The sequence below is a fragment of the Neorhizobium puerariae genome (assembly GCF_042429745.1).
GTDB lineage: Bacteria > Pseudomonadota > Alphaproteobacteria > Rhizobiales > Rhizobiaceae > Neorhizobium > Neorhizobium puerariae.
In genome coordinates, this window is the sequence record NZ_JBHMAA010000077.1 from 28,904 (window position 1) to 47,944 (window position 19,041).

The following is a 19,041-nucleotide window of genomic DNA, read 5'->3' on the forward strand; positions in this document are numbered from 1 at the left end:
CACCGCTGGACGGCTTTGTTGCAATGCGATAATGGCCGCGAGTTTCCATAGCAGGGGGCAGTTTTCATGATCGGAATTGTGCTTGTCACCCATGGCAAGCTGGCTGAGGAGTTTCGTCATGCAGTCGAGCATGTCGTCGGACCTCAGAAATTCATCGAAACCGTATCGATCGGCCCCGAAGACGATATGGACCAACGCCGGCAGGATATCGTCGATGCCGTCAGCCGCGCGGACGACGGCCATGGCGTCATCATCCTGACCGACATGTTCGGCGGAACGCCTTCCAACCTCTCCATTTCCGTGATGGACAGCGGCAAGACCGAAGTCATCGCCGGCATGAACCTGCCGATGCTGATCAAGCTCGCCGGGGTACGCAGCGACAACAATATGGACAAGGCGCTCGCGGAAGCCTCCGAAGCGGGCCGCAAATACATCAATGTCGCAAGCCGCGTCCTGAGCGGCAAGTAAGAAACGAGACTGAATGTCCGCGCTCCTCTCCCGCGAATTCCTGATCGTCAACAAGCGCGGTCTCCACGCGCGGGCTTCGGCCAAGTTCGTGCAGATGGTCGAAGGCTTCGACGCCGTGATCACCGTCTCCAGGGACGGGACAACGGTCGGCGGCACGTCCATCATGGGCCTCATGATGCTCGCAGCCAGCCCCGGCTGCACGATCGAAGTATCGGCAACCGGCAACCAGGCGACAGAAGCGCTCGATGCGCTCGAACAGCTCGTCGCCAACAGGTTCGGCGAAGAGGCCTGACCGGAACTCGATCCGGCCCTTCCTGACATAAACATATAAAGACTTCTTTATATCCCGTTGCCTGTTTGCAGGAAGCCTGCTAAACCGCTCGCCAGCTTCCGCCTGTCGCGCAGGCGGTTCCTGTCATGTCCGCCGGCTGCCGTCGGACAGGCGCCACCGAACATGGAGAGCTTTATGAGCACAGATAAGGATTATGTCGTCGCGGATATCAATCTTGCCGCCTACGGCCGCAAGGAGCTCGACATCGCGGAAACCGAAATGCCCGGCCTGATGTCCTGCCGTGCGGAATTCGGCACGTCGAAGCCGCTGAAGGGCGCCCGCATCTCGGGCTCGCTGCACATGACCATCCAGACGGCCGTGCTGATCGAGACGCTCCAGGAACTCGGCGCCGAAATCCGCTGGGCGTCCTGCAACATCTTCTCGACACAGGACCACGCCGCCGCAGCGATCGCCGCCGCCGGCATCCCGGTCTTCGCGGTCAAGGGCGAGTCGCTCACCGAATACTGGGAATACACCGACAAGATCTTCCAGTGGGCCGATGGCGGCCTTTCCAACATGATTCTCGACGATGGCGGCGACGCCACGATGTACATCCTGCTCGGCGCCCGTGCCGAGGCCGGCGAGGACGTGCTTTCCAATCCGGGTTCGGAAGAAGAGGAAATCCTCTTCGCGCAGATCAAGAAGCGCCTCCAGGCCTCTCCGGGCTGGTTCACCAAGCAGCGCGACGCGATCAAGGGCGTCACGGAGGAAACCACCACCGGCGTCCATCGTCTCTACGAACTCTCGAAGAAGGGCCTGCTGCCCTTCCCGGCGATCAACGTCAACGACTCGGTCACCAAGTCGAAGTTCGACAATAAATACGGCTGCAAGGAGTCGCTGGTCGACGGCATCCGCCGCGGCACCGACGTGATGATGGCCGGCAAGGTCGCCGTCGTCTGCGGTTATGGCGACGTGGGCAAGGGCTCGGCCGCTTCGCTCGCCGGCGCCGGCGCGCGCGTCAAGGTTACCGAAGTCGATCCGATCTGCGCCCTGCAGGCGGCCATGGACGGCTTTGAAGTCGTGACCCTCGAGGACGTCATCTCGACGGCCGATATCTTCATCACCACCACCGGCAATAAGGACGTTATCCGCATCGACCACATGCGCGCGATGAAGGACATGGCTATCGTCGGCAACATCGGCCACTTCGACAACGAAATCCAGGTTGCGGCACTCCGGAACCTCAAGTGGACCAACGTCAAGCCGCAGGTCGACATGATCGAGTTCCCCAAGGGCAACCGCATCATCCTGCTGTCCGAAGGCCGCCTGCTGAATCTCGGCAATGCCACCGGCCACCCGTCCTTCGTGATGTCGGCCTCCTTCACCAACCAGACGCTGGCGCAGATCGAGCTCTTCACCAAGCAGGGCCAGTACAAGAACGAGGTCTATATCCTGCCGAAGCATCTCGATGAGAAGGTCGCCCGCCTGCATCTCGCCAAGCTCGGCGTGAAGCTCACGGAACTCTCCGAAGAGCAGGCCGCCTATATCGGTGTTTCGGCACAAGGCCCGTTCAAGGCGGAACACTATCGGTACTAATTGCTAGCCGGTTAATCCACAAGATATAGTAGCCGCAGCCTTGACAAAGGGCTGCGGCTACTTTTTTGGGCGCCTCCCTTCCCGGCGATTCCCTAAGCAAGTATTGTTTTAGGACTTGATTCGCGTCGATCCGCAGTGTGCCGGGACCCCCACGGTTGTCCGGCTCCGGGCAAGGCGCGGAATGGTATGTCTTGTCGATGAGCGGCAATTGGACGGAGACAGACCGGGTATGTCGGTAAAAAAAATGAGCCTGTTCAAGCGGGCCGATCCTTCTTGCGACGGAGCAAGGGCTCCGGCCTCGCGATCCCTTTCCGGTTTTCCGGATGGCGGCGCGATGGCCGCCAGGCTTCGCCGCCTTGCGCGCTTCGGCAGCGCTTTCCTGTCCGGCACCGCCCTTTCCGGGCTGGCGACGGCGGCGCTTGCGCAGCAGTCGGGCAACGAGGCCGTCCGGCTTTTCTCATCCACCGAGGTCATCATTTCCTCGCTGGTGATGGGCGCGCTCGGCGCAGCCCTGCTTTCCGCCATGTGGCTGGTGCGCCAGCGCGGCAACATGGAAGCCGAAACCCAGGAGATGCGCAGCGCGCTTTCCGATGCGCAGCAACGCATTTCGAAATACGAAGCCCTTATTGCGGACAAGAACCGACGCATCGTCATCTGGGAAGGCGGCTCCTCGAAGCCGGAGCTTCTGGGCCAACTTCCGCCCGAAACCGGAGCACCGCAACAGGACCGCGATTTCCTTGCCTTCGGCCGCTGGCTGCGCGGCCTCTCCGCCGGAGAGCTCGAAAAATCGATCGAGCTTTTGCGCAGCGAAGCCCGCTCTTTCGACATGGTGGTGGAAACAAACCGGGACGAGATCCTTGAGGTGCAGGGCAGGGTTTCCGGCGGCAAGGCCTTCGTCCGTTTCATCGCCCTCAACAACCTGCGCGCGGAGCTCGCCGAACTGAAGATCGAGCGCGAACGGCTTGCAGGTTCGATCTCCCTCTTCCATTCGCTGCTCGACGCCATCGAGCAACCGGTCTGGCGCCGCGACCCGCAGGGCAAGCTCACCTGGGTGAACCATGCCTATGGAGACGCCGTCGAAACACCGACGACCGCGCAGGCGATAGAGGAGGAGCGTGAGTTCCTCGGCACCATCGCGCGTGAGAAGATCAAGACGGTTGCGACCTCGACTTCACCGTTCCACGACCGGATTTCAACGGTCGTGCACGGAAACCGGACGATGTTCGACGTCGTCGATGTCGTGACGCCCGGTGGATCGGCCGGCATGGCGATCGACGTGTCGGAAGCGGAAGTCGTGCGCGAAGAGCTGAAACGTACGCTCAAAAGCCATGCGGAGACCCTCGATCACCTGGCGACACCCGTCGCCATTTTCGATAGCGAGCGGCGGCTTCAATTCTACAATCAGGCTTTCGTGCAGCTCTGGGGCTTCACGCTTCCCTTCCTCGATTCACGGCCGGACAATAGCGAGCTGCTCGACAAGCTGCGCAGCGACGGCAAGCTGCCGGAGCAGCTCAACTGGCGGAGCTGGAAGGAGACGGCACTTTCCGTCTACCGCTCGCCCGATACGCAGACCGACCTCTGGCACCTGCCGAACGGCCAGACCCTCCGTGTGATCGCGACCGCGCATCCACAGGGCGGCGCCACCTGGGTTTTCGAAAACCTCACCGAACAGGTGGACCTCGAAACGCGCTACAACACACTGGTCAGGGTACAGGGCGAAACGATCGACCATCTTTCCGAAGGGGTCGCGGTCTTCGGTCCCGATGGCCGCATCCGCCTGTCGAACCCGGCCTTCCGCGCCCTGTGGGGCATCACCGCCGAGGAAGCCAAACCCGGAACTCATATCAAGGCAATCGAAACGGCCTGCACGCCGTCCTACGACAAGCCGGACGGATGGCGCCGCTTCGGCCAGATGCTCACCAATTTCGACGACGAACGGCCATCGCTGCAGGGCACGTTCGAACTCTATTCCGGCCTGATCCTCGACTACGCGGTGACCCCGCTGCCGAACGCCCAGACCATGTTCACGTTTGTCGACATGACGGCGAGCGCGCGGGCCGAGCGGGCGCTGAAGGAAAAGAACGAGGCGCTCCAGAAAGCCGACGAGATCAAGAATGATTTCGTCCAGCATGTTTCCTACGAGCTGCGCTCGCCGCTTACCAATATCATCGGCTTTACCGATCTCCTGAAGACGCCGGGCGTCGGTTCGCTCAACGAACGGCAGTCGGAATATATCGACCATATCTCCACGTCCTCCTCGGTGCTGCTGACGATCGTCAACGACATTCTCGATCTGGCGACGGTCGATGCCGGGATCATGCAGCTTCACTATTCGGAAATGTCGATCGACGACCTGCTCGACGACGTCGCAATGCAGATCGCCGACCGGCTCCATGAAAACGGCGTAACGCTTGCAATCACTGCCCCAGCCGGGCTGGGCGGGATCGTTGCCGACGAGCAGCGGCTGAAGCAGATCCTCATCAAGCTGCTCACCAACGCCACGAATTTTGCTCCGGAAGGCTCGACGATCACGCTCAAATGCTGGCGGCTGGACCACGACGTGTTCTTCTCGGTGACCGACAAGGGACCGGGCATCTCCGAGGAGATGCTGAAAACCGTCTTCGACCGTTTCTCTTCCAATGCGAAGGGCGGCAAGCGCAGCGGCGCCGGCCTGGGGCTTTCGATCGTCGAGAGCTTCGTCCATCTCCACAATGGCGAAGTGACGATCGACAGCAGGCCGGGTGAAGGCACGATCGTTACCTGCCGCATTCCAAGTGCCGCCCCCAGAGCGCATTCCGTCGCTGCCGAATGAACAATGGCGCCGCTCTCATTCTGACCCTTGCCGATGAAGCCGAAACGATCCGTTTCGGCGAGGATCTGGCGCTTGCCTTCAGGAAGGGTGATTGCATTGCCCTTTCCGGCGACCTCGGCGCGGGCAAGTCGACGATCGCCAGGGCGTTTCTGCGCGCGCTCGCCGACGACGATACGCTCGAGGTGCCGAGCCCGACCTTCACGCTGGTGCAAAGCTACGACCTGCGGATTCCCGTTTCCCATTTCGATCTCTATCGCCTCGGTGATCCCTCCGAACTCGACGAACTCGGTTTCGACGAAGCGCTTTCCCATGGGGTCTGCCTCGTTGAATGGCCGGAAATGGCCGAAAGCCTCCTGCCAGAAACCCGGGTGGCCCTGAAGCTGGAGCATGAGGGCGATGGACGCAAGGTGACGATCGAGGGTCCAGAACCCCAGATGAAGCGCCTGCGCCGGGTGCTGGCAATCCGTGAATTCCTCGACAGGCACGGCTATGCGGGAGCACGCCGTCGCTTCCTGACCGGCGATGCCTCCGTCATGCGGGGATACGAGACGATCGGCACGGCCGCCGGCGCCAGGCTCGTCCTGATGGATTGGCCGAAACCGCCGGAAAGCCCGCCCGTACTCGACGGCAAACCCTATCCCAAAGTGGCTCACCTGGCCGAGGACGTTTACCCGTTCGTGGCGATCGCCAACTATCTCCGGGAAATCGGACTGGCGGCGCCGGCGATTCTGCATGCGGACTACGATCAGGGCATATTGCTGATCGAGAACCTCGGCGAGGAAGGCGTCCTCGACGCCGAAGGCAAGCCGATCCCCGAACGGTATCGCGAAAGCGTCGTCTGCCTCGGCTTCCTCCACAGCCACGAGATGCTCCAGGAGCTGCCGGCCGGGAACAACCATATCCATCATGTTCCGGATTTCGATCCGACCGCCATGAAGATGGAGGCACGGCTTCTTCTCGACTGGCATCTCCCTTGGAAGCGGGGCACGCCGGCGACCGATACGGAACGCCAGGAATACCTTGCGATATGGGACGGACTGATCCGCGAACTGGACGGTGCCGAGAAAAACCTCCTGCTACGCGATTTTCACTCGCCGAACATCATCTGGCGTGCGGGGGAATCCGGTATCCGGCGTGTCGGCATCATCGATTTCCAGGATGCCATGATCGGCCCGACCGCCTACGATCTCGCCTCCATCGTGCAGGACGCGCGGACGGATGTTCCAGGGCCGCTTGCCGACCAGCTGATGGTGGATTACGTCACCCTGCGTCGCTCGCTCGGACCTTTCGACGAACAGGCCTTTCAAAAGGCGTGGGCGATCATGGCCGCCCAGCGAAACTGCAAGCTGGCAGGTCTTTGGGTGAGACTCTTGCAGCGCGACGGCAAGCCGGGTTATCTGAAGCATATGCCGCGCACGCTCCGCTACCTTTCGACGGCATTGCGGCACGAGGTACTCTCACCCTTGCGCGATTGGTGCCGGCGGGCTGGAATAGAGATCACCGAATAACACGGTTTGAGATGACCATCAGACAAGCCCCCATCAAGCAGGCGATGGTGCTCGCCGCAGGCCTCGGCACCCGCATGCGCCCGGTGACGGATACGATGCCGAAACCGCTGGTAAGGATCGGCGGCAAGCCGATGATCGACTATGTGCTGGACGCGCTCCGCGAAGCCGGCGTCGAGCGTGCGGTCGTCAACGTGCATCATTTCGCCGATCAGATGGAAACCCATCTAAAATCCTACGACGGCCTTGAAATTCTCATCTCGGACGAACGCGACAGGCTGATGAACAATGGCGGCGGGATCGTCAAAGGACTCAAGCTTCTCGACCGGGAAACCATCTTCGTCATGAATGCCGATCTTTTCTGGATCGGCGAGAAGCCCGGCCGGCCGACAAACCTGCAGCGCTTGGCCGGATTCTTCGATCCCGACCGCATGGACATGGCGATGCTCTGTGTCCGCATCGAGGATACGACCGGTCACAACGGCGTCAACGATTTCTCCATGTCTGCCGACGGCGGGCTGACGCGCTATCGCGACGATCCGTCCAACCCCGTCGTTTATGCCGGTGCGTTTGCCATGCAGCCATCCTTCCTGGAAGACGCGCCGACCGATCCCTTCAACATCAATACCTATTTCGACAGGGCGATCGCCCGCGGCAGGCTTTACGGCATGGTGCTGGACGGGCATTGGCTGACGGTCGGAACCCCGGAAGCCATCGGCGAGGCGGAGGAAACGATCCGGCGATTCCGGACGTTCGCGTGAACATGGCCGGGCAGCATCAGCCACGCGTCTTCACCATCCAAGCCGGCGCTCCGTTCCTGAAAACCGTGGCCGCCGCACTCTGCGATGGCCGGCTTTCCGAAGGCTTCCGTTACGATCCCTCCGATCCGCTGGCACTGGCCGACGTGACGATCTTCGTGCCGACCCGACGCTCCGCCCGCGTGCTGCGTTCCGAATTCGTCGATCTGCTTGGCGGCCGCTCGGCTATTCTTCCGGTCATCCGGCCGCTCGGCGAAACCGATGACGATAGCGGCTATTTCGATCTCGTGGCGCCGGAGGAGATGGATCTGGCGTTGCCGATCGGCGGCACGGCGCGGTTGCTGGAACTCGGGCGTCTGATCCTCGCGTGGCGCAATCAGCTGCCGAAAATCGTGCTCGACGTGCATTCGGAATCACCGCTCATCGCTCCCGCCAGCCCGGCGGATGCCGTCTGGCTTGCCCGGGCGCTTGCGGAACTCATCGATTCAATCGAGACCGAAGAACGGGACTGGGCAGACCTCAAGAAACTCCAGACAGGGGAGCATGCGCTCTGGTGGCAGCTCACCGCCGAATTCCTGTCGATCGCAAGCACCTTCTGGCCGGCGCGGCTGGAAGAACTCAGACGTTCTTCGCCGGCCAAACACCGGGCGGCCATCCTGCGCGGCGAGGCCCGGCGCATTTCGACAAGGGAACACAAGGGACCGGTCATCGTGGCGGGTTCGACCGGCTCCGTCCCGGCGGCGGCCGATCTGATCACGGCCATTTCCCGGCTGCCTGGCGGAACCGTCATCCTTCCCGGCCTCGACCTTTCCATGCCAGCCGACCAGTGGGCGATGATCGGCGAGGAAATCCTTGACGGCAGGCTGGAACCGGCAAGCCGCAGCCATCCGCAATTCGGATTGTCCCGGCTCCTGAAGAAGCTCGGCGTGATACGGGACGAAGTGCCCACCTTGGGCGACGTTCCCCCCGATCTCGCTTTTCGGGCCCGGACGATATCCCAGGCACTGGCGCCGGCCAGGGCCACCGACCATTGGAATGCCTGGCGCGAATCCGTCAATCGGGACCTCCTGCACAGCGCCTTTGCCGATGTCTCGCTGATCGAGGCGGCCAACGAACGCGAAGAGGCCGTGGCGATTGCCATCGCCCTGCGCCTCGCCCTTGAGAAACCGGGCAGAGACGGCGGCGAGGCGCAGGCGGCGCTGATCACGCCAGACCGTGTTCTGGCCCTTCGCGTTACGGCGGAACTTTCCCGGTTCGGAATCGTAGCCGACGATTCAGCCGGTTCGGCGCTTTCCGGAACGTTGCAGGGTACCCTCACCCAGCTTCTCCTCGAAGCGACGCTGAGACCGGGCGATCCGGTGGCGATCGTCGGGCTGCTCAAACATCCGCTCATGAGCCTAGGCCTGCCGGCGGCGGAGCTGCGATCCTCGGTCGAGGCCCTGGAAGTGTTGGCGTTGCGCGGCGGCACCGGCGACATGGACATTTCGGCACTGGAGCCGTTGCTGGAAAAGCAGCTTTCGGAGCAGGCCTCTGACAGGCATCCGCCGCGCTGGCGGCTTTCGCTGCCGGACGATGCCGCGGACAAGGCCCGCGATCTCGCACGACGGCTGGCGAGAGCGATAGAACCGCTCGCTTCTGCCTTCGTGCGGCGCCGGCCCGATGGCCGCGGCCTCACCAGCAAGCTGACGCTCGCCGACTGGGCGGCGAGAACTGGTCGGGCGCTGGAAGCCGTTGCGATCGACGAACGGGAAAATCTGGCCGCCCTCTGGTCCGGCGAAGCCGGCGAAAGACTGGCGGGACTGCTTTCGGAGGTCATCGAAACCGATGGCCAGATGGAGGCGGACGGACCGCAATGGATCGACATCATCATGGCGCTGACGACCGGCGAAGCCGTAAAGCCCCGCTCGCTCAGCCATCCGCGCGCCTTCATCTTCGGCACGCTGGAAGCACGGCTGCAGAGCATGGACACGATGATCCTCGGCGGCCTGAACGAGGGCTCGTGGCCGGGCCAGACAGTCAACAACCCCTTCCTCTCCCGTACGATGAAGACGGACATGGGACTGGAACCGCCCGAACGGCGGATAGGACAGCTCGCCCATGATTTCGAAATGGCCTGCGGCACCGGTCACCTCATCCTCTCCCGTTCGCTTCGCCAGGGCTCGACACCGACCGTCGCCTCCCGCTGGCTGCAAAGACTGCTGGCGCTCGGTGGAAAACAGCTCGGGGACGAGCTCAAGGCGCGCGGCGACCAGTACCGTCATTGGGCCTCGGCGATTGACGCGGGCGAGAACCAGCCCGGCGCCAAACGCCCCGCCCCCAAGCCGCCGGCGGAGCTTCAGCCGAAGAGCTATTCCTTCAGCGAGGTCGGACGCCTGCGCCGTGACCCCTATTCCATCTATGCCCGCCGCATCCTGAAACTCGATCCCCTCGATCCTTTCAATCGCGATCCCGGCGCGGCCGAACGCGGCACGCTCTATCACGCGATCATCGATCGCTACACGCGCGAAGGCCACAAGCCCGGCTCACCTGCGGCAAAGGAGGCGATGCGGCGGATCACCCATGAACTCTTCGATGCCGAACAACTGCCTCCGCATATCGACCGCGTCTGGCGACCCCGTTTCCTGGAAGTCTCTCGTGCCTTTCAGGATTGGGAGGCGGAGCGCGCACCGGATATCCGCAAGACGCTGACCGAGGCCGGTGCCGGCTGGGAACTGGAGCCGGCGGGCATCCGCGTTACCGGCATCGCCGACCGGATCGACATCAGAGGGTCGGGCCTTGCCGATCTCGTGGATTACAAAACGGGGCTAAGCCCTTCCGTCTCCCAGGCGCGCGCGCTGCTCGATCCTCAGCTCGCATTGGAAGCCGCGGCCCTTCAGGCCGGCGCATTTCGCGACGCAGGCGCGCTGCAGCCACAGGACCTGCTCTATATCCGGCTCAGGCCCGGCGACCGCTTCAGGACCGACAGGGTCAACAACGAGGATGCCTCCGCGACTGCCAGGCGCGAGCCGAAATCCGCGCTCGACCTTGCACGGGAATCACTCGAACAGCTCACCCGCTTCGTCATCACGCTCCGCAACGGCCAGGCCGGCTTCGCATCCCGGCTCATCCCTTTCATGCAAGGCGATTTCGGCGGAGAGTACGATCACCTCGCTCGCGTGGCGGAATGGTCGACGGCGGACGAGGAAGGGGAAGCCGAAGCCGATGAATGACGCGCTTCCCGAGAACGACGATCCGATCGCATGGATCGACTGGACGACACATCAGCAATCGCTGGCATCCGACCCTGCGAGTTCCGCCTGGGTTTCAGCCAATGCCGGCTCGGGCAAGACGCATGTTCTGACCCAACGGGTCATCCGCCTCCTGCTCTCCGGCTACCGGCCGGCCTCCATCCTCTGCCTTACCTATACGAAGGCGGCCGCCTCGGAGATGTCCAATCGCGTCTTCCAGCGGCTCTCCGAGTGGACGATACTTTCCGACGACGAACTGAGGAAAAGGATCGCCGGCATCGAAGGTTCCGAACCGGATTCCTTCAAGCTCGCCGAAGCACGGCGGCTCTTCGCCAAGGCATTGGAAACCCCCGGCGGCCTGAAGATCCAGACGATCCACGCTTTCTGCGAGGCGTTGCTGCACCAGTTTCCGCTCGAGGCCAACGTTGCCGGACATTTCTCCGTTCTCGACGACCGTGCGGCATCTTCCCTGCTTGCCGAAGCGAGACGCTCGCTCCTGACGGCGACCTCCGCGGAAGACGATCCGGAACTTGCCGAAGCCTTCGCGCATGTACTCAATCTTGGCGACGAGTTCGGACTTGAAACCCTGCTTTCCGACATCATCGCCAACCGCCCCGCCATCCGCCGTTTCGTCACCCATGCGGAGCGTCATGGCGGCGTCGGCGTCGAACTGAGACGAGCCTTCGGACTTGCTCCCGCCGATACGGAAGAAAGCATCGCGGCAGGCTACTGGCCTCTGCCGAGCCTTTCCGGCCTCGCTCTCGATCTCTATCTCGCGCTCGCCGACCAGAAGGGAAACGCAACCGTCCATGACATCGCATATGGATTGAGGACCGTTGCCAGGGAGCCGGACGTCTTCAAGCGTGTCCAACATCTCGACTCCATCTTCCTGACCGCCAAAGGCACGGCCAAGGCGGATCGAAGTCTGATCGCCAGCGCCATGACGAAGACCGCACCGGAACTTGCGAGCGCCATCGACGCGGCGCGCACGCATGTGGTCGAAAGTCGCGACCGGCTGCGGATCATGCGAATGTTTTCGGCCACGAAGGCGGCCCTGACGCTCGCGCAGCGTCTCAACAACGACTATGAGGACCTGAAGAAGCAGCGCAGCCTGCTCGATTTCGAGGATCTGATCGCCCGTACCGCCGATCTGCTCACCCGTGACGGCGTGGGCGCGTGGGTGCACTACAAACTCGATCAGGGCATCGATCACATTCTTGTCGACGAGGCGCAGGACACTAGCCCGATCCAGTGGACGGTGATCAAATCGCTTGCCGAGGATTTCTATTCCGGGGCGAGCGCCCGGGAAACGCGGCGCACCATCTTCGCGGTCGGCGACGAGAAGCAATCGATCTATTCATTCCAGGGTGCAAGGCCGGAACGTTTCTCCGACGAAAGCAGGGATACCGAAAAAAGGGTGCGTGCAGCCGGCCAGGGCTTCAACCTCGTCAATCTCCGCGTTTCCTTCCGCTCCACGGCGGATGTCCTGTCGGCCGTCGATCAAGTGTTCGCTATCCCGGAGAATGCCCAGGGCTTGAGCGCAGCCCGGGAACCGGTCGTGCATCGTTCCAGCCGCACGGGTCACCCCGGCGCCGTCGACCTTTGGGACATGGTGGTGCCGGAGGTCTCCGAACAGGAAGAGGATTGGACCGCCCCCTTCGATGCGACGCCGGACAAGGCGCCGTCGGCAATCCTCGCGAGCCGCATCGCCAACCGGATCGGCGAGATGACGGCCACGGAAACGATCATCGAAAAAGGTGCCGAACGGCCAATCGAGCCGGGCGATATCCTCGTGCTGGTCAGGAAACGCGACGCCTTCGTCAATGCGCTGACCCGGGCGCTGAAGCGGCGCGACAACATCCCCGTCGCAGGCGCGGATCGTTTGCGTCTCACAAGCCATATCGCCGTGCAGGACCTGCTGGCGCTCGGGCGCTTCCTGCTGCTGCCGCAGGACGATCTTTCGCTGGCGGCGGTGCTCAAAAGTCCGCTCTTCAATCTGTCGGAGGAGGACGTTTTCGAGATCGCCGCGCTTCGGTCAGGCAATGCCAGCGCCTGGGGTGAGCTCAACCGTTTAGCCGACGAACAGCCTCTCCGCTTTCGTGATGCGGCAGACCGGCTGCATCATCTTCTCGCCCTCTCCCGGCAGCTCAGCCCACACGATCTGTTTGCCCGCCTCCTTGGGCAATATGGTGGAAGGCGGAAATTCCTCGGTCGGCTCGGAACGGAAGCGGGCGATATCCTCGACGAGTTCCTGACCTTCGCACTCGATCACGAAACGAACGGCCTGCCCGGCCTGCAGGCCTTCATCTCGACACTTGACCTCGAATCCCCGGAGGTCAAACGGGAACAGGACGGCGGCCGCAACGAGGTCAGGATCATGACCGTGCATGCCTCCAAGGGTCTGGAAGCGCCGGTGGTCTTCCTGGTCGACAGCGGATCGAAGGCCTTCATCTCCTCGCATGTACCCAAATTCAGGCTACTCCGGCTCGGAGAGGACGAGGTGCCGGCCTGGGTTCCGGGGAAAACGATCGGTAACTCGGCTACCGCTGCGGATGACAACCGAATCAGGGCGGCAACGGAAGAAGAATATCGCCGACTGCTTTACGTCGGCATGACGCGTGCCGCCGACCGGCTGATTGTCTGCGGATATCGCGGCAAGATCGACAATGCCGAGACATGGCACCCCATGATCGCCAGGGCACTTGCTGCCGACGAGCATCATTGCAGCCTAGCGCAATTCACCGGACCGGACGGCGGGTGGAGCGGTTTCAGGTGGCGGCTCCCCCCTTCCGTCTCCGGAAGTATTGTGAAAGCGAAGCAGCGGCATGCGGAACCGGACAAGAAGCAGCTTTTGCCCCCCGCCCTCGCGCGCGCATTGCCGGCGCAAAAAATCCTGCCGCGGCCGCTTAGCCCTTCCGGCGCCGGTACGATGATCGACGATGAGGCAGATGACCTGATCGTTACCTCGCCCCTGTTCGGAGAAGAGAGAGGTGCCGGGATCGCCCTGCAGAAAGGTTGGCTCGTCCACCGCATGCTGCAGATGCTGACGGATTTTCCCGAAGCCGAACGGAAGGCCGCCGCACGGCGCTATGCCGAACGCGCCGCACGCTTCTGGTCGGCGGCCGAGCGGGAGAATCTTGTCTCCTCGGTCATGTCCGTCCTGGAGCACGAGGATCTCGGTCCGGTCTTTTCCGAAAGGAGCCAGTCAGAAGTGTCGATCATGGGAACATTGACGCTCGAAGGAAAGGACTATGCCATTTCCGGGCGGATCGACCGGCTCGCGGTCACCGATAGCCATGTCATCATCCTCGACTACAAGACCAATCGCGTGCCGCCGGAGAGAGCTGATGGGGTGCCGCTCGTCCATCGCGCCCAGCTTGCCATCTATCGCGAAATCCTGAAGCCGCTCTATCCGGAAAAGGCCTTCGATTGCGTCCTGGTCTACACCGAAACGGCCGGCGTGATCCCCTTGCCGCCGGATCTGCTGTCACGCTCGCTTGCGGAACTCAAAACAAAGTGAGATGACGGCCATTGAAAACTTTGAGCGCGCGTCTCACATTTGTTTCAACAGAGAATCGTGAAGGAGAGCCCTATGGCTACCGTGAAAGTCGATAACAGCAATTTCCAGGCTGAAGTCCTCAACTCCACCGAACCGGTCGTCGTGGATTTCTGGGCCGAATGGTGTGGCCCGTGCAAGATGATTGCCCCGAGCCTTGAGGAAATCGCGACCGAACTCGCCGGCAAGGTGAAGGTCGCCAAGCTGAATATTGATGAAAATCCGGAACTGGCCGCTCAATATGGCGTGCGCTCGATCCCGACGCTTGCGGTGTTCAAGGGTGGAGAAGTCGCCGACATCAAGGTGGGCGCCGCTCCGAAGACCGCGCTTTCGGCCTGGATTTCCAGCGCCGCCTGATTTTTTCAGCAGCGTAGCATGACCTCATGAAAAAGCCCGGCTGTCTCCCTGCAGCCGGACTTTTGCTTTTCGTCCACAAGACTTCGCCGGATCAGGCTGGCGGCGTGCCGTTATCGGCCAGCGCGTTGCCGGCGAAATAGAGCGAACCGCCGATCAGGATGCGTGGTGGCGAATTGCCGGGAATCTGGCGGCGGGCGATCTCCTGCAGCGCCTCGGCAATCGAGCCCGCCGGTTCGGCGACCAGACCGGCATCAAAAGCCGAATGAGCCAGAACGACCGGGTCCAGCGCAGCCTCGCTGCCGCGAATCCGCACCGTGAAGACATGTTCGGCGATATCGGCAAAGGCGCGGAAATAGCCGACAGGGTCCTTGGTATTGATCATGCCGGCGATGATATAAAGCGGCCGCGGCTGCCGCTCTTCGAAAGCGACCATGGCCTCGGCGATGACTTCCCCGGCGCCGGGATTGTGCCCGCCGTCCACCCAGATTTCGGCACCAAGCGGCGCATATTGCAAAAGCTCGCCTTCCGTCAGCCTTTGAAGACGCGCAGGCCATTCGACGGTCGTCATGGCTTTTTCCATCGTGGCTTCCGTCACGGTGAAACCGGCAGCCTTGACCGCGCGGATCGCCGCCGCCGCGTTGGCATATTGATGGCGTCCCGGGAGCCGGGGCAACGGCAGGTCAGCAAGGCCGAACTCATCCTGATAGATCAGCCGGCCGAACTCCTCGTGAGCAGTGAAATCCTGGCCATAGACGGCCACCGGACAGCCGAGCCGCTCAGCAGTCGACACAAGCACATCGCGCGCAGCCTCGAATTCCTGATGACCGATCACCACCGGCCGGCCGCGTTTCATGATGCCCGCCTTTTCTGCGGCAATCAGCTCGACGCGATCACCGAGATAGGCCTGATGATCGAGCGAAATCGGCATGATGACCGAAACCGCAGGATCGGGGACGACATTGGTGGAATCGAAACGCCCACCCATGCCGACTTCGAGAATAACCGCATCGGCCGGTTTCTCGGAGAAAAGCAGAAAACTGACGGCCGTCAGAATCTCGAAGACGGTGATCTGCTGGCCGGCATTCGCTTCCCCCACACGGCGCAACGCATCGGCGAAATCGGCATCCGAGACGAGTTCGCCGCGGCCGCCCTTTACCCCGATACGGTAGCGTTCATGCCAATTGACCAGATGCGGCGATGTATCGACATGCACCGAATAGCCGCCTGCCTCCAGAAGAGCACGGCAGAAGGCGGTCACCGATCCCTTGCCGTTGGTACCTGCAACATGGATAACCGGCGGCAGTCCGAGATGGGGGTCGCCCAAGACTTTCAGAAGCCGGGAGATGCGATCGAGCGACATGTCAAAACCCTTCGGATGAAGGGTCATCAAACGCTCGATCTCTTTCTCGGCTTCGCTCACCGCGGCATCGCTCATAGTGGTCATCCCGCCGCTCCGGCTTTCAGTGGTCCCAATTCGATCCCTGGAAATCAGGCGCTGATTTTGGCGGGGGCTGCAATTGCCTGTTGGAGCGGCTGTTTCGTCAGCATCTTCAGGAGTTTGGCGAGAGTCGCCGGGATATCGTGGCGCTTCACGACCATATCGACCATGCCATGTTCAAGCAGGTATTCCGAAGTCTGGAAACCTTCCGGCAGCTTCTCGCGCAACGTCTGCTCGATAACGCGTTTTCCCGCAAAGCCGATCTCGGCGCCCGGTTCGGCAATATGGATATCGCCCAGCATGGCGTAGGACGCCGTGACGCCGCCGGTCGTCGGGTTGGTCAGGACGACGACATAGGGCAAGCCTGCTTCCTTCAGCATATCGACCGCAACCGTGGTGCGCGGAAGCTGCATCAGCGAGAGGATGCCTTCCTGCATGCGCGCGCCGCCCGAGGCCGGGAAGATGACCAGCGGGCATTTTTCCGCCAGAGCCCGTTCGCATGCCTTGACGATCGCCTCGCCGGCAGCAAGCCCAAGCGACCCGCCGATGAAGTTGAACTCGTGCACGACGGCGACGAGCTTCAGGTCCTGGACGTAACCGATGCCGGAGAGGATCGTATCCTCCTGTTCGGTCTTGGTGCGGCTGTCCTTCAGGCGATCGGCGTAGCGCTTCGAATCGCGAAATTTCAACGGGTCCTGGGCGACCTTCGGCTGGGGCAGCGATTCGTAGACGCCACCATCAAAAAGATCGGCGAGCCGCGCCTTGGCCGGCATCTTCATGTGGAAGCCGGAGGCCGGAATGACCCACTTGTTCTCCTCCAGGTCCTTGTGAAAGACCATTTCGCCGGTCTCCGGGCACTTGATCCAGAGATTTTCGGGAACGTCCCGGTTGGGACGGCCAAGCATGGAGTTGATGCGCGGCCGGACATAATTGGTGAGCCAGTTCACTTGGGCGTACTCCTGTTGGAATTCGAGCCTAATGTGGGCAGATTATTCGGCCGCAACAAGGCGCGCTGCACGCACGCCGGTCGCAAGCCCGCGCACCAGCGTCGCCACGGAGGCGATCGTGTCGGGTCCGGCTGCGCCATCCCTGGTAAGGCTGCCGGCGATCTGCGCGACGATTGCCGTTCCCACCACGACGCCATCGGCGGCGGCGCCGATCGCCTTCGCGTGATCGGCCGTCTTGACGCCGAAACCGACGCAGACGGGCAGGTTCGTATGACCCTTGATGCGGCCGACGGCACCGGAAATCCGCGAGGGCTCCGGCAAAGCCGAACCCGTGATACCCGTCATCGAGACATAATAGACGAAGCCGGATGTGTTCTTCAGAACCGCGGGCAGGCGCTTGTCATCGGTGGTTGGGGTGGCCAGGCGGATGAAATTGATGCCCTTCTCAAGTGCCGGAATGCACAGCTCGTCATCCATTTCCGGCGGCAGATCGACCACGATCAGCCCGTCGATACCAGCGGTCAGGGCATCTTCCAGGAATCGATCGACGCCATAGACATAAATCGGATTGTAATACCCCATCATGACGATCGGCGTCTCATTATCGCCCTCACGGAATTTCCGCGCGAGCTCCAGCGTCTTGGCAAGCGTCTGCCCACCTTTCAGCGCGCGCTGTCCGGCCATCTGGATCGCCGGACCATCGGCCATCGGATCGGAAAAAGGCATGCCGAGTTCGATGACATCGGCCCCGGAAGCGGGGAGCGCCTTCATGATGCCGAGCGAAGTGTCGAAATCCGGATCGCCGCCCATGAAATAGGTGATCAGGGCGGGGCGGCCCTCGGCCTTGAGAGCCGCAAAACGATTGTCCATACGAGCGGTCATATCAGAGCTCCATGCCAAGGATCTTGCCGACGGTGAAGATATCCTTGTCACCGCGACCGGAAAGGTTCATCACGATGATCTGGTCCTTGCGCATTTTCGGGGCGCGCTTGATGACCTCCGCCAGAGCATGGCTTGGCTCCAGCGCCGGGATGATGCCTTCAAGACGGGTCAGCGTCTGGAAAGCATCGAGCGCTTCCTGGTCCAGGATCGGCACGTATTCAGCGCGACCGATGGAATGCAGCCAGCTATGCTCCGGGCCGATGCCCGGATAATCGAGGCCCGCCGAGATCGAATGACCTTCGAGAATCTGGCCGTCATCGTTCTGCAGGAGATAGGTCCGGTTCCCGTGCAGGACGCCCGGGCTGCCCGCCGTGATGGAAGCGCAGTGTTCGACGCCTTCCAGGCCGTGGCCACCTGCCTCGACGCCGACGATCCGGACGCTCTCGTCATCGAGGAAGGGATGGAATATGCCGATCGCATTCGAACCGCCGCCAACGGCAGCGATGACGAGATCGGGCAGCTTCCCCTCGGCTTCGAGAATCTGCTCACGGGCTTCCTTGCCGATCACCGCCTGGAAATCACGGACCATCTCCGGATACGGATGCGGGCCGGCTGCGGTGCCGATCAGGTAATAGGTATCCTCGACATTGGTAACCCAGTCGCGCAGCGCCTCGTTCATCGCGTCCTTCAGCGTGCCATTGCCGGCGGTCACCGGCCTTACTTCGGCACCCAGAAGCTTCATGCGGAAGACGTTCGGAGCCTGACGCTCGACGTCGGTCGCGCCCATATAGACGATGCAGGGAAAACCGAAGCGGGCGGCAACGGTGGCGGAGGCCACGCCGTGCTGGCCGGCACCGGTTTCCGCAATGATGCGGGTCTTGCCCATGCGCCTGGCCAACAGGATCTGGCCGATGCAGTTGTTGATCTTGTGCGATCCGGTGTGGTTCAGCTCTTCACGCTTGAAATAGATCTTGGCGCCGCCGAGATGCTGGGTCAGGCGTTCCGCATAATAGAGCGGGCTTGGGCGTCCGATGTAGTGAGCACCGAGATCGGCCAGTTCCTTCTGGAAAACCGGCTCGTTCTTCGCCTTCTCCCATTCGCCCTGCAAGTCCAGAATCAGCGGCATCAGCGTTTCGGCGACAAAGCGCCCGCCGAAAATGCCGAAACGGCCGTCCTCATCGGGGCCGGAGCGGAACGAATTGGGTTTTGGCGTCTGATTCACTC

The 19,041-nt window shown here is 62.1% G+C and carries 13 protein-coding genes; 9 read left to right on the top strand and 4 right to left on the bottom strand.

The window, feature by feature from the left end; translation table 11 throughout:
• Positions 1–66 precede the first annotated feature (66 nt).
• From ACFFP0_RS31165 to trxA, 9 genes are all read left to right on the top strand, one after another.
• Positions 67–468, top strand: a complete 402-nt coding sequence (locus ACFFP0_RS31165) for a PTS sugar transporter subunit IIA (RefSeq protein ID WP_377266116.1) — start codon at positions 67–69, stop codon at positions 466–468.
• A 13-nt stretch (positions 469–481) separates the two neighbouring features.
• Positions 482–760: an HPr family phosphocarrier protein gene (locus ACFFP0_RS31170; protein WP_377266117.1), complete on the top strand. Its 279-nt coding sequence runs from the start codon at positions 482–484 to the stop codon at positions 758–760.
• A gap of 174 nt (positions 761–934) precedes the next feature.
• A complete protein-coding gene (ahcY, locus tag ACFFP0_RS31175; protein ID WP_377266118.1) occupies positions 935–2,335 on the top strand; it encodes an adenosylhomocysteinase in 1,401 nt (466 codons plus the stop codon).
• Between the two features lie 229 nt (positions 2,336–2,564).
• On the top strand, positions 2,565–5,147 hold the full coding sequence (locus tag ACFFP0_RS31180) for an ATP-binding protein (protein ID WP_377266119.1): 2,583 nt from the start codon (positions 2,565–2,567) through the stop codon (positions 5,145–5,147).
• Complete coding sequence (gene tsaE / locus ACFFP0_RS31185; protein ID WP_377266120.1) at positions 5,144–6,655, top strand: tRNA (adenosine(37)-N6)-threonylcarbamoyltransferase complex ATPase subunit type 1 TsaE; 1,512 nt, start codon at positions 5,144–5,146, stop codon at positions 6,653–6,655. Before ACFFP0_RS31180 ends, tsaE begins: the two co-directional genes overlap by 4 nt.
• Before the next feature lie 11 nt (positions 6,656–6,666).
• The gene (locus tag ACFFP0_RS31190) at positions 6,667–7,413 is read left to right on the top strand and encodes a nucleotidyltransferase family protein (RefSeq protein WP_377266121.1); all 747 of its coding nucleotides are present in this window, start codon (positions 6,667–6,669) and stop codon (positions 7,411–7,413) included.
• Between the two features lie 2 nt (positions 7,414–7,415).
• Entirely contained in the window at positions 7,416–10,619 is a 3,204-nt protein-coding gene (gene addB / locus ACFFP0_RS31195; protein ID WP_377266285.1) for a double-strand break repair protein AddB, read from the top strand.
• On the top strand, positions 10,612–14,157 hold the full coding sequence (gene addA, locus ACFFP0_RS31200) for a double-strand break repair helicase AddA (protein ID WP_377266122.1): 3,546 nt from the start codon (positions 10,612–10,614) through the stop codon (positions 14,155–14,157). The genes addB and addA overlap by 8 nt, the downstream gene beginning before the upstream one ends.
• 72 nt (positions 14,158–14,229) lie before the next feature.
• Positions 14,230–14,550 (top strand): thioredoxin, encoded by a 321-nt coding sequence (trxA, locus tag ACFFP0_RS31205; protein WP_377266123.1) that lies wholly within the window; start codon positions 14,230–14,232, stop codon positions 14,548–14,550.
• A 91-nt stretch (positions 14,551–14,641) separates the two neighbouring features.
• Here trxA and ACFFP0_RS31210 read toward each other — a convergent pair whose 3' ends face one another.
• Genes ACFFP0_RS31210 through trpB form a run of 4 tightly spaced genes read right to left on the bottom strand, consistent with a single transcriptional unit; the run spans position 14,642 to position 19,039 of the window.
• Entirely contained in the window at positions 14,642–15,994 is a 1,353-nt protein-coding gene (locus ACFFP0_RS31210; protein WP_377266124.1) for a bifunctional folylpolyglutamate synthase/dihydrofolate synthase, read from the bottom strand.
• A gap of 44 nt (positions 15,995–16,038) precedes the next feature.
• Complete coding sequence (accD, locus tag ACFFP0_RS31215; protein ID WP_377266125.1) at positions 16,039–16,935, bottom strand: acetyl-CoA carboxylase, carboxyltransferase subunit beta; 897 nt, start codon at positions 16,933–16,935, stop codon at positions 16,039–16,041.
• A gap of 42 nt (positions 16,936–16,977) precedes the next feature.
• A complete protein-coding gene (trpA, locus tag ACFFP0_RS31220) occupies positions 16,978–17,817 on the bottom strand; it encodes a tryptophan synthase subunit alpha (RefSeq protein ID WP_377266126.1) in 840 nt (279 codons plus the stop codon).
• A gap of 1 nt (position 17,818) precedes the next feature.
• On the bottom strand, positions 17,819–19,039 hold the full coding sequence (gene trpB / locus ACFFP0_RS31225; protein WP_377266127.1) for a tryptophan synthase subunit beta: 1,221 nt from the start codon (positions 19,037–19,039) through the stop codon (positions 17,819–17,821).
• Between the last annotated feature and the right edge of the window lie 2 nt (positions 19,040–19,041).